The organism is Pseudolysinimonas yzui (genome assembly GCF_014653215.1).
In the GTDB taxonomy this organism is placed as follows: Bacteria; Actinomycetota; Actinomycetes; order Actinomycetales; family Microbacteriaceae; genus Pseudolysinimonas_A; species Pseudolysinimonas_A yzui.
Genome location: NZ_BNAI01000001.1, coordinates 1,137,902 through 1,149,523, shown reverse-complemented (window position 1 = coordinate 1,149,523; position 11,622 = coordinate 1,137,902). Strand labels below are relative to the sequence as shown.

13 protein-coding genes are annotated in these 11,622 nt (G+C 62.4%); 7 read left to right on the top strand and 6 right to left on the bottom strand.

Annotated features, from left to right (window positions below):
- Positions 1-153: 153 nt before the first annotated feature.
- On the bottom strand, positions 154-561 hold the full coding sequence (locus IE173_RS05785) for a very short patch repair endonuclease (protein WP_268248898.1): 408 nt from the start codon (positions 559-561) through the stop codon (positions 154-156).
- Positions 562-571: 10 nt separating this feature from the next.
- Positions 572-1,669 (bottom strand): DNA cytosine methyltransferase, encoded by a 1,098-nt coding sequence (locus tag IE173_RS05780; RefSeq protein WP_191282395.1) that lies wholly within the window; start codon positions 1,667-1,669, stop codon positions 572-574.
- 175 nt (positions 1,670-1,844) lie between these two features.
- Between IE173_RS05780 and IE173_RS05775 the strand changes: the two genes are divergently transcribed.
- From IE173_RS05775 to IE173_RS05765, 3 genes are all read left to right on the top strand, one after another.
- Positions 1,845-3,350 carry an ATP-binding protein gene (locus IE173_RS05775; protein WP_191282394.1) on the top strand — a complete coding sequence of 502 codons (1,506 nt, stop codon included), beginning with the start codon at positions 1,845-1,847 and terminating at the stop codon, positions 3,348-3,350.
- Positions 3,351-3,477: 127 nt separating this feature from the next.
- A complete protein-coding gene (locus tag IE173_RS05770) occupies positions 3,478-4,332 on the top strand; it encodes a PD-(D/E)XK motif protein (RefSeq protein ID WP_229841907.1) in 855 nt (284 codons plus the stop codon).
- Positions 4,329-7,277 (top strand): Z1 domain-containing protein, encoded by a 2,949-nt coding sequence (locus IE173_RS05765; protein ID WP_191282392.1) that lies wholly within the window; start codon positions 4,329-4,331, stop codon positions 7,275-7,277. The genes IE173_RS05770 and IE173_RS05765 overlap by 4 nt, the downstream gene beginning before the upstream one ends.
- A 46-nt stretch (positions 7,278-7,323) precedes the next feature.
- On the opposite strand, the gene IE173_RS05760 is transcribed toward IE173_RS05765, so the two are convergent.
- Positions 7,324-8,142, bottom strand: coding sequence for a hypothetical protein (locus IE173_RS05760; protein WP_191282391.1), 819 nt, complete (start codon positions 8,140-8,142; stop codon positions 7,324-7,326).
- Positions 8,143-8,256: 114 nt separating this feature from the next.
- Here IE173_RS05760 and IE173_RS05755 point away from each other — a divergent pair, with 114 nt between their 5' ends.
- On the top strand, positions 8,257-8,394 hold the full coding sequence (locus tag IE173_RS05755) for a hypothetical protein (protein ID WP_191282390.1): 138 nt from the start codon (positions 8,257-8,259) through the stop codon (positions 8,392-8,394).
- Positions 8,395-8,402: 8 nt separating this feature from the next.
- Here the strand turns inward: IE173_RS05755 and IE173_RS05750 are convergent, their stop codons facing one another.
- Complete coding sequence (locus tag IE173_RS05750) at positions 8,403-9,326, bottom strand: nuclease-related domain-containing protein (RefSeq protein ID WP_191282389.1); 924 nt, start codon at positions 9,324-9,326, stop codon at positions 8,403-8,405.
- A gap of 93 nt (positions 9,327-9,419) precedes the next feature.
- Between IE173_RS05750 and IE173_RS05745 the strand changes: the two genes are divergently transcribed.
- Entirely contained in the window at positions 9,420-9,959 is a 540-nt protein-coding gene (locus tag IE173_RS05745; RefSeq protein WP_191282388.1) for a YaeQ family protein, read from the top strand.
- Between the two features lie 14 nt (positions 9,960-9,973).
- On the opposite strand, the gene IE173_RS15590 is transcribed toward IE173_RS05745, so the two are convergent.
- Both IE173_RS15590 and IE173_RS05740 read right to left on the bottom strand, forming a co-directional pair.
- Positions 9,974-10,102, bottom strand: coding sequence for a hypothetical protein (locus IE173_RS15590; RefSeq protein ID WP_268248897.1), 129 nt, complete (start codon positions 10,100-10,102; stop codon positions 9,974-9,976).
- 30 nt (positions 10,103-10,132) lie between these two features.
- On the bottom strand, positions 10,133-10,828 hold the full coding sequence (locus IE173_RS05740) for a hypothetical protein (RefSeq protein WP_191282387.1): 696 nt from the start codon (positions 10,826-10,828) through the stop codon (positions 10,133-10,135).
- A 148-nt stretch (positions 10,829-10,976) separates the two neighbouring features.
- Here IE173_RS05740 and IE173_RS05735 point away from each other — a divergent pair, with 148 nt between their 5' ends.
- Both IE173_RS05735 and IE173_RS05730 read left to right on the top strand, forming a co-directional pair.
- The gene (locus tag IE173_RS05735; protein WP_191282386.1) at positions 10,977-11,438 is read left to right on the top strand and encodes an Hsp20/alpha crystallin family protein; all 462 of its coding nucleotides are present in this window, start codon (positions 10,977-10,979) and stop codon (positions 11,436-11,438) included.
- Positions 11,435-11,602: a hypothetical protein gene (locus tag IE173_RS05730; protein ID WP_191282385.1), complete on the top strand. Its 168-nt coding sequence runs from the start codon at positions 11,435-11,437 to the stop codon at positions 11,600-11,602. The genes IE173_RS05735 and IE173_RS05730 overlap by 4 nt, the downstream gene beginning before the upstream one ends.
- Positions 11,603-11,622: the final 20 nt, after the last annotated feature.

Genomic DNA, 11,622 nt, shown 5'->3' with positions numbered 1-11,622 from the left:
TCCATCACACCGGGCGTCGGCAAAACGCATGCTCGCCAGCCCGAAGGCGGCACCCACGCTAAGAGCCAGACACCCAGTGATCAGGAGCCAACCACCGCAACGCGGCAATGTCACCCTGACACTGACCTCACGCTATCGGCGACATGCGACGCTCTAGATACTCGGGTGCACAGCGTCGACGATCATCTGCACGACGGCTTCGGGTGCCTGATGCTCCCAAAACCTCATGACCGTCCACCCGGCCTCACGAAGTAGCGCATCGGTTTCACGATCGCGCTCGACATTGCGCTCCAGCTTCGGCAACCAGTAATCGGTGTTCGACTTCGGCAAGGTCGCGTGCTCGGGGCACCCATGCCAGTAGCAGCCATCCACGAAGATTGCGGTCTTTGATCGAGTGAAGACTATGTCTGCTCGCCTACGCCCGCCGATCGGAGCAAAGTCGACTCTGTACCGAAGACCACGCGAGTGCAGGAGCTTGCGTACATTGAGCTCCGGCGACGTGTCCTTTCGTCGATTCGCGAGCATCGACCGACGAACACCTGTCGTAGTCGCCCAGGACAAGGCACGAACCCTAGAACTGCTTAGCGAGATGTGCCCCGATAGCCTCGGCCAAGGGAATGGGGACCGCGTTACCGATCTGCCGCGCTATCGAAGTCTTCGAACCTACCCATTCGTAGTCATCTCGGAACCCTTGAATTCGAGCAGCCTCATGGTGCGTGAGTGCACGATCCTCGGTCGGGTGAAGGTATCGGCCCTTCTCGGGCTTGAAGAACTCGGTGCGGATCGTCACAGCGGGTTTGTCCCACGAAAGTCGGCCCATTACATCGCCTGCGCCAGTGGTGTGATTGCGCCAGCACTTCGGCTTGAGATCATCGGGGAGGCTAAAGCGGTTGCCGCCCGCCGGGATCGCCTTGAATCGCTTCTTGGAGATGTCCTCGTAATGTCGTGTCAGGTGCAACTCGTCGCTGCGAAACGCGCCCGCCATCACGCGATCTCCGAATCGCCTGCTTCGCTCCGGCAAATCGATTGATTGGACATGCTGCGTTAGTCCCTCGAGGGCCTTGCTTAAGGTCACCCAGCCATCTCGCGTCTTGAAGGCGTCGGCGATCGTCGGAAAACTTGGGGCCGCAAGATCCCTATGGTGACCGATCAGAATCACGCGCTTCCGAATCTGAGCGGCACCGTACTCTGCCGCATTGAGGATGCGAGCCTCAAACTTGTACTCGCGGAGGAACCCGTTACCCCGCGTCTTGTTGCGGAAACGAAAGAACTGATCTGAATCCAGAAAAGTCGGAACGTTCTCGAGCACAAAATACTTCGGTGCCGAGAGCTTGATCGTCTGCGCGTAGTACTCCCACAAGTCGTTGCGTTCATCGTTGACGTCTTGCTTGCCGAGCGCTGAGAAACCTTGGCAGGGAGGTCCGCCGATGATCAAGTCGGCTGAGGGGATTTCTTCGGTTCTCAGCCAGTCCTGGATGGAGCCCGCGAAAACCTTGTCAGCGCCATGATTGGCTTCATAGGTTGCCGCGGCCGCGGCATCGAATTCGATCGCGCGTAAGGTCTCGAAGCGCTCGGACGCTCGTCGGAAGCCTTCGCTGAGTCCGCCCGCCCCGCTGAACAGATCCAGCACACGGATGCGTTCGGGCGCGCCAGACGCAGGGAAGTCCATTCGATAACACTAGCCGGCCGAGCCGACACGAGTCACCACGGACACGACGATCTCGCTTCGACTATCCCGAGCCGCGACAACGCCAACGCGCGAATGACACTGGCATCCGATAGGAATGACCCAGTACAGGGACGTTCAGCGGCTCCGAGTCGTGGACGATTGCGAAAAGGACTAGATGAGCGACGTCATCGCACGTATCAGCCTTCCGCCGGACGCGGGCCTGGTGAAGAGCTTGGGTGTGAACCACACGCTCGAGTCCGCACTCGCGGACTTGATCGACAACAGCATCGACGCGGGCGCTGGGCATGTGATCGTCAGACTCTTGACGAGTGACGAGCGCCTCGTTCGAGTCGAAGTACTAGACAACGGCCGCGGAATGGATGATCAAGCGGCGGACAGCGCGATGAGGCTGGGAGAGCAGCGCGCGTACGCGGATGAAGATCTCGGCCACTTCGGCGTCGGGCTCAAGGCGGCGTCCTTTGGCCACGCCGATGTGTTGACTGTCTGGTCCGCTCGGGCAGGGTCGTCGGCCGTCGGCCGTCGAATCCGGAGGGCTGACTTCTCTCAAGATTTCTCCTGCGAAGTGCTCTCGCCCGACGTGGCGAATGAACGGGCGGAGCAGCGAAGCGGCGTTCTGGGGAGCCCCATCGGGACCTCGGTCATTTGGACCGAGATCCGCAACACTTACAAGGGTCGAAACGCCGAAGAAGCCCGCGTTTGGCTCGCGAATGCGCACGAGTCGCTGCGCAGTCATCTTGGGCTCGTGTTTCATCGACTGATTTCAGGTGGCGGCCTGCGAATCGAGATCCAGGTCGACGATCGTGATCAGTTTGCTCTTGGAATCGGTGTGCCCGTCCTGCCGATCGATCCTCTCGGATATCCGGGATCGGGCCACCCTGACTACCCGAAGATACTCGTGGCGACCGTCGATGGCGAAGAGGTGCGACTTCAGTGTCACATCTGGCCAGCGAAAGCAGATCGCACCGGGTTCCGGATCGGTGGCAAATCCGGGGACCACTATCAGGGGCTGTTCATCTATCGAAACAACCGCCTCTTGCAGATCGGTGGGTGGTCCGATCTCGCCAACCGCACTCCGCAGCGTCAACTTGCGCGGGTTGTCCTCGATGACCTGTCAGCCGTGAGCACCCTCGTAGCGATGAACCCGGAGAAACATGGGCTCAAGTTCGAGCCCATGTTCCACGACGCTGTCGGACACGCGATCGCAGAAGACGGAACGACTTTCGAGCAGTACCTGCGTGATGCCGAGGCGATGTATGTCACGGCGAACCGTCGCAAGCATTCGCGCAAACCTGCGATCGCGCCGGACAAGGGCTTCGCGCCGCAGCTGAGGAGGATCATCAGCAACGAGCTGCCCCTCATTTCAGGTGACGCGCTTCGTCTGCAATGGAAGCGGATGCCCAGCGACGAGTTCCTTGACATCGACTTTTCTCAGCGTACGTTGTGGCTGAACAGTCTGTACCGACACCTGTTCGCGCCCGAGCGAGGAAGCTTGAATGACGCTCCGGTATTGAAATCTCTGCTCTACCTCCTGACCCATCACGTTTTCGAGGGACAGCACCTCGGAGTGAAGGACAAGGACGAGATCGAGCTCTGGAAGAGCGTCCTGGGCGCCGCCGCCGCCGCAGAGTCCAAGATGCGAGAGTCCAAGGTCGATGACTGAAGGCAACGATGGCCGACACCAGACTTTCGCCAGTTTGGACCTGCTCTGGCAGTCCGGCAGCCCGTATGTTCTTCCCCTGAGTGGGTCCCCGTGGTGCGAGATTCGACTCGACCCTCAGGCTCACGAAGTGAGCTTGAGGACCTCGTACGAGCAGCCGGAACCCGACCTCGCGCGCCTGAGCAATGTCGCCTTCACCACCAGGGTCGACGGTGAAAGAGATCTCGCGGTCATCTCGATCCATGTCGACCGCAGCGTCCAGTTGGCCTATGGCTTGCTCACGGAGATCGCGGATGCGGTTCAGCTGAGGAACCTAGCGCTGGCCGCAGCTTGTTCCGCGAGCGTCGATCGCTATCGGAGTGTGCTCTCTCAGCGCATGAGTCTTTCGATGCACGCCGAAGTCGGCCTTTTTGGAGAGCTCTTGGTTGTCGAACATCTCATCAACACGGTCGGGGCCGAGGCGGCTATCGGGGCTTGGCAGGGTCCCCTCTCGGAAGAGCATGACTTCGCATTCGGCGATACCCATATCGAGGTCAAGACGACTAGCACCGAACGACGCGAGCACGTCATTGCAGGTCTCGATCAGTTGGTCCCAGTCGGGGAAGTTCCGCTGCTGCTGCTTTCGGTGCAGATCACTCGCGCAAGTGTTGAGACAGGTTCGACGCTTCCCGGGCTCGTCGGCAGGGTAAGGGCAGCGGCCGCAGGGCATAATACGGGGCTTGATGAGCGGTTGTCCGCGGCGGGATGGCTGATCGACGACACGGACCTCTACCCCACCTACTGGGCGCTGCGAAGCGCGCCGCGCGCCTATCGTGTCGACGAGCAGTTCCCCGCGATTACGACCGACCGACTCGGCGCCGTCGTTCCCAACTTCGGCCTCGTTTCCGATGTCGAATATCGCGTGGATGTGACAGCGCTTGATCACGTCGAGCTGCCGTCAAAGTTGCGCGGATTCGGGCAGACCGCACAAGGGGAGATTCAGTGACTCAATCGAGACCCGACTGGGCGGACGGACTGACGAACGCGCTCACCGGTATCCGCCATGCGCCCAAGCCGATCCTCCGACTACTCGAGATCCATGCCGGGCGATTGGTCAGTGAAGCCGAGTTCGCCGAGTTCGTCACGTCCGCCGCAGAAAACGATCCGGCCTTGGTGCAGCTACGGCTCGACGTGGCCGGTTGGGATTCGGATGAGTCGTTGGATACGACCGCGACCGTCGACGGTCCCACACCGCCGCACACCGCCGCACGCCGTGACGCGATCTGTCGGGCACTCGAACTCGAAGACATGGGCATCACTGCACTTACCAGGCGCGTCCCGATATTCGAGAAGGCAGCCATCGTCATCTCGAAAAAGTTCGAGCCCTGGTATCGGGAGGCTCGGAAGAAGCGGACGACTGTCTACTGGGACGACTACGAGACCTACCTTCGCGACGTGAAGAAGTGGGAGGCTGAAGCGATTGCATCGCTCGACCAGACGACCACAGACGTAATCGAGCGCCTCAGCGATCCGACCCGCGCCGAGATCAAACAGACCAAGGGTCTAGTTGTCGGCTACGTCCAGAGCGGCAAGACGGCGAACTTCACTGGTGTAGTCGCCAAAGCTGTCGACGCCGGCTACCGCCTGATCATTGTTCTAACCGGCACGATCGAGATCCTGCGAGCGCAGACGCAACGCCGAATGGACATGGAGCTGATGGGCGTTGAGAACATTCTCGCGGGCCAGGATCCGTCCGATGCCACGGTTGCAAAGGAACTGGATTACCAACAAGACGAAGACTGGATCGCTCAGAAGTTTGTAAGGCACGGTGCGGCCCTGGAGCAGCAGGGCGTAGTGCACATCTCTCGCGTCACAACGCACCGCGACGACTACAAGCGACTCCCTCAGGGGTTGACTCGGTTGAAGTTCCTTCGCACCGACAAGTCGAAACTGCTGAACGACGAGTCGAACCTCTTCAATACAGATGCATATGTCGCGGTGATCAAGAAGAACAGCGCGCCGTTGACGAAGCTCATCAAGGACCTGACACCCCTCAAAGACGACCTCGCCCAGTTGCCGGTTCTCATCATCGACGACGAGTCGGACCAGGCTTCGGTCGACACTACGAATCCAGACAAGTTCGACAAGCCCTCGGCGGACGATCGCAAGCGTTCAACAATCAACAAGTTGATCACACAGATTCTGCAACTGTGCCCTCGCGCTCAGTACGTCGGGTATACGGCGACGCCATTTGCGAACGTATTCGTCGATCCAGACGACGAGCGCGACCTCTTCCCTGCCGATTTCGTTCTCTCCCTCCGGCGCCCACCCGGTTACATGGGGGTCCAGGACTTCCACGATGTCGGCAAGCGCTGGGATGACGACGACAAGACAATCGCGACATCAAACGAATTGGCATACGTCCGATCCCTTGTTGGCGATGCGGAACACGATCCAGATGCCCGTCGGTCTGAAATCCAAGCGGCTCTTGACGCTTGGGTGTTGAGCGGAGCCATCAAGAAGTACCGGGAATCCGTCTCGGACCTTCGATATCGACACCACACCATGCTCGTTCACGAGTCCGTCTCGCGAGCCGACCACAGCGACGCGGCAAGCGATGTGCGAACGATCTGGAAAACGTCGGGCTTCGCATCCGCCGACGGACTCGCTCGTTTGCAGAGGCTCTTCGAGTCCGACTTTGCCCCGGTCATGGAGGCTCGGGCAGAAGGAAGCCCGGTGCCTGCATCGTTCGGGGCGATACGTCCATACGTTGCCGACGCCCTTCAAGAGATGACTTCGGACGGTGACCCCATCCTCGTTGTCAACTCGGACAAAGCGATTCAAGATCAACAGAAGAAGCTCGACTTCGAGGCCGACAAGGTCTGGCGAATTCTCGTAGGCGGAACCCAGCTCAGCCGTGGGTTCACGGTCGAGGGTCTAACTGTTTCGTACTTTCGCCGGAAAGCGGGGCAGGCCGACACCCTGATGCAGGCGGGACGGTGGTTCGGCTTCCGTCCTGGCTATCGCGACTTGGTTCGGCTGTACATCCGCCGCGACCAGACCGTCGATCTTTACGAAGCTTTCGAGGCTCTATTGCTGGACGAGGAAGCGTTGCGAGACGAACTTCGCGTGTATGAGGGCTTCGACGAAGACGGAATGCCGCTGGTCGAGCCACGACAGATTCCCCCGCTCGTCAGCCAGCACCTTCCGTGGTTGCGTCCAACTGCTCGGAACAAGATGTGGAATGCAGTGATCGAGTCGAAGGCTGCAGCCAGCGGGGTTCAGGATCGATACTCGGTCCCTCCCCGCGGGGACGCGGGAAACGAGCGCAACTTGCTCGGCGTCGCGTCGACATTCGTTGGCTCCGCGAGTTCGGACGTCGGTCTTCAATACGTTCTGGCTGACGGTTCGATGGGTGTTGTTGATTCGAAGTTCGGGGTTCTTTCCGCGGCTGAATTTCTACACTTGTTCCAGAAGCTGGAATGGCACCCGCAATACGAGGAAGTTGTGAGGCCCTTCACGACGTTCCTAGAGAAGGCGACCAACGATGGTCGGATCAATGAGTGGGCCGTGGTCTGGCCGCAGCCGTCGAAGACTGTGGGCAGAATCAAGCTGTCCGGCGTCGATGCTCCCGTTATTAGGCGCGGACGTCGCACCGGTGGGCGGATCGATTTCGTTGGGTCTGATCAGAAGCATCGAAGTGCCGTTGAACCGATTGCGCGAGGAGAAGCGGTGGTCGGGCTGGCCGGAGCGGAGGGCCGCGGAGTCGCCTTGCTCTACCTGGTCGACGATCGCGATCAGGGTTCACCTGATGAACTCAATCTCACGAACGTGATCCCGCTCATCTCGATGGCAGTCCCGACGTCATCGACTCCACATAAGCGGGACTTGATTCAATGGACTGTTCGGGTAAAGGCAAAGTCCGAAGACGCAGTAGTCGAAAAGGACTGACGCGGCGCGACGCCGACGGTCCATGGCACTAGTGCTCTGGGCCAATTCACCCAGGAGGTGCCGGGAGGGCCCAGATCATGTGCGCGACTTTTTCTTGGTCCGGCATCGGCCAGTAGAGACTGGCCGGATCCCAAAGGAAGTTCAAGGCGCCGTAGGCGGAGAGAGCTTCGAGCAGATCGCCGGGGCTGAGGATAGAGAGGCCGAGGCCTCTGAGATCGGCTTTTAGCCGCAGCAAGTCTTTGTCTCGGGTGAGAAAGACATGGGCTTCGGTGTTGAGCGCAGCCCGAATCAAGCGTCGGTCGCCACCCACGGGCACGTTCGCCGTGATCAACTCGACGATTCGCGGCGGGACAGGGGCTGGGATGCCTTTCGTCGGGCGATGAGGGCTGTGGCTGAGGGCCCGATAGAACTCGTCCCAGCCGTTCCGGTTTCGCTTGTCGCGGTCACTGCTGATTGTCCTTCCCCGGGTGTCATGCAGTGACTCTTCAAGCATCATGAGCTCGATGTCGCGCGAAACCCACACTGCAAGAATCAGTTGCAAGGCCTCGAGATGCTCGCCGTACTCTCCAGGGTGCAATTCGGGCAGGGACTCCCCGCGCCACATCGTCCAGCCATTCTCGAAGTAGTCGATAAGCAAGTTTGTGTCGAGCACGACTGTTAGCGGGCCGCGTCCGGCGCGGCCTGCGAAGAGTGTGGGATTCGACTCGTAAGTAAAGTCGGGCCCGATAGCTTTCGGTATGAGCGGGTTAGCCGTCTGAGTGCCCAAGAGGCCGGCCCGTCGAATGACATGCTTGACCAGTTCGAGACCGAGTGCTTCGTAGCGATACTTCTCGGCGGTGTAGCCGTCCATGGAGACACGGATCATATGTAGATCATCGCCCTCCGCAGGTCGTGCTCTCGTCGCTTCCTGAGTCCCCCGAAGTCCCGCGTCCGAGGCTGAGCCCGGCAGGAATCGTTTCGACTCCGAGAACCAGTGCTTATGCATACCCTTACGCAACCAATCATCGAGCGCGGCATCGAGCGTTCGTACGGCGACCGCCGCATCCTCCCGGGTGTCGACATCACCGTTGCGCCGCATACCCGCACGGCGCTGATCGGCGAGAAGCCAGAAGCCTGAAGTGGTGGCTACTTCCCGAAAATGCTTGCTAAGTAGTACCAAGCGGCGAGCAGTCCGACAAACGGCACGACGAGGCGGAAGAGTTCTTCGCCTATCGACCGACGTCGGCGTCGCGACGACCGCACCGGCCGCCGTGACGGAATGTGGGTGCGCGCGGGTCGCCGGTCCAGCGGCCTCGACGAAGCGGCAGCCAGAGGTCGTGTGGTCTCGAGGGCCGGGCCGACGGCGTCGCGGAGTGCCTGGAACTCCTGGGTGAGGTGCGTGCCCGGGCGGGAGGGTTGCGGGGAGCGGTGCCAGGTTTCCGCGCGAAGCGCGGCATCCATCACGGTTGTCAGCTGCTCGTCGCTCATCTCGCGGCGCCTCGTGAGCAGGGGGAGCAGCCCGCGCTCCGAGACGACGTGCAGGTCGGTGCCGTCCCACCCTGGGGGCGCCTTCACGGTCAGCGATGCGGGGTCGACGAACACGAGAGCCGAGAAGACCGGCACCGCGAAACCCGCCGCTTGCGAGAGCGCGGTGGATGCTCGCTGAAGTTCCGCCATCGAGCTGCGCAGGTAGTGGGCTCGGCTCTCGCCGTTCACCATCAGCCCGCGGCCGGCGGTCCAGACGTTGGAGACGGGGCTGTACTTGGTATTGAGCGTAAAGACGCCGGCTGGGCCGATCACGACGTGGTCGATGTCGGTGTTGCCCGCGCCGACCGGCACGGAGTGCAGCACCGTCCACTCCGGCCCGAGCGTTGACAGGGTGGCGGCGACCCGCTGCTCGCCCAGCACGCCCCAGTACCAGCCGCGCGCATCCTCATCGATCTCGACCGTGTCCGGTTGGTCGCCGAAGTGGATGCGGCCCTGGTTCCACTCGTCGAGCAGCTTCTCGATGAGTGAGTGACCGGGCGCCCGCTGGGCGAGATCGTGCGTCAGTTCCCCCGCATTCCCCATACCGAAGGGTCGCGTGTTGGGGGAGGTGAGGATAGACCCGCTTTCGGGCGCCAGTCGAAGATGCTCCCGCGCGGACGCGTAGGCTCGACCTCCGTGGCAGCCGGCGCAGTGATGTACAACTTCGCGGTGCAGTTGGCTGACGTCGATCGCGGCGTGTACGAAGAGTTCGCCGTGCGGGTCGCTCGGCATCCGTCTGAGACGGATGCGTACATGGTGACGCGGGTGCTCGCGTACTGCCTCGAGTATGTCGAGGGCATCACGTTCGGCGACGGCATCTCGGCGACCGACGAGCCTGCGGTGCTCGTTCGGGACCTGACCGGCGCGCTGACCACGTGGATCGAGGTCGGCGCTCCCGATGCTGATCGCCTGCACTTCGCCAGCAAACTGGCTGACCGCACGACGATCTACACGCATCGTGACCCGCTGAAGGTGATCGGTGCATGGACGGGCAAGCGCATCCATCAGGCGGATCAGATCACGCTGCACAGCTTCGACGACGGATTCGTGGATGCCGTGGTGGCGCAGATCGAGCGGCGCACCACCCTCTCGGTGTCGGTCGTCGAGGGGCAGCTGTATCTCGACGTGAACGGCACCACGCTCAGCTCCACGGTGCACGTGCACCCGTTGGGGTGAACTCCTCGTTCGAGTCAGCGGCTGAACCACCCGGCAACGCGGGCACGCAGCGCGGCGCGACGTTCCTGCCGGCGGCGGGCGGCGGCATCCCGAGCTGCTTCCTCACGCTCGACGCGGCGGATCTCGTCGCGCATGGCGGCCATCAGCTGCTCGGGGTAGGCGTCGGGGACTATCTATTCGATCGAGGACTGGAACGTCGCGAGGATGACGGCGAGCGAGTCGCCCTGATCCTGCGCCGTGACAAGCTGCCCCCGCACGTAGACGGCGTGCGCGAACGACGGATCCTGCGCGACGATCGCGAACGCCTGCGCTCCGCCGTCACCGCCGCAGTTCTCCCAGGTCGAGAAGACGCCCACGTAGAAGCCGTCGTCGTAGGGCAGCTCGACATCCAGCGCGACGCAGCCGCTCGTGTATGAGCTGCCGATGCTGCCGAGGAACCCGACCAACGCCGCCTCATCGACGGGCTCGTCGATCGGGGTGGCGGCGAACTCGACGCCCGGGGTGGTCCAGGTCGTGTAGTACTCGTCGAGGTTCGGCGCGGCGGTGAGAGCCGCCCACTCGGTGCCGCCGTCGGTGGTGAACGGGGAGCCGTCGACATCCGTCCACGCAGACGGCACCTGGATGCTGAGCACCTGCAGGTCGTCGGTGAGCGTGGTGTAGCCGGCTTCGGGCGGCGCGGTCGGCACGACAGGATCGCCGGTTTCGATCGGAGCCGGGGATTCGCCGCCGATCCCCCCGAAATCCACGGGGGTCGGGCGCGGGGTCTCGACGGCAACGGGAGGGCCGAAGCATCCGGTCAGGGCTGCGAGAGTGACGACGCCGACGGCCGTGACGGTCAGGGCGCGGAGCGGGGTGGATGAGTGTCGCATGAGAACCTCCAGGCTCCGGATGCCTCACCCTAGCGGGTGCTCAGCGAGACGGGGGGCTTGGCACTCGCGGGGAGAGAGTGCTAAAACAGAAGTGGGTCTCGCGGGCCCCGCATGAGACCTTCATTCGCCAGACGAAAGGAGATAGATCATGTCCAATCCGTTCGATGTGCTGAGCCAGTTCGACCGCCTCGCGTCCAGCGTGTTCGACACCGCTCGAACTCCTCGGCTGATGCCCGTCGACCTGTTCCGCGACGGTGATCAGTACGTGCTGAGCGCCGACCTTCCGGGGATCGACCCCGCGTCGGTCGACCTTGATGTCGACGGCCAACTGCTCACCATCCGCGCCGAGCGGCACGCCCCGGTCGACGAGAACGTGAAGTGGCTCTCGCACGAGCGCCCCTACGGGTCGTACATGCGCCAGTTCACCCTCGGCGACGGCGTCGACCTCGAGAAGATCACCGCCAACTACGAGCACGGCGTGCTGTCGGTGATCATCCCGGTCGCCGAGCGGGCGAAGCCGCGCAAGATCCAGATCGCGTCGGGATCCTCAGGCAACGCCGGCCAGGCCAGCATGACCGGGGCGGGTGATCGCAAGGAGGTGACGGCGTGAGCGCCCTGCTGACGCCGCAGCCGCGCCGGCCGCGGATGCCCGACCACTCCGGCATCCGCCTGCCGCTCGGCACGCTCAGGCGGCGCTTCGTTCCCGGGGTTCCGGAGCGCAGCGCGCCGACTCGACGCGGGCCGTTCGGCGGGCCGCCGCTGCGCGCGGCGTAACGACCACCGAGACGCGACGG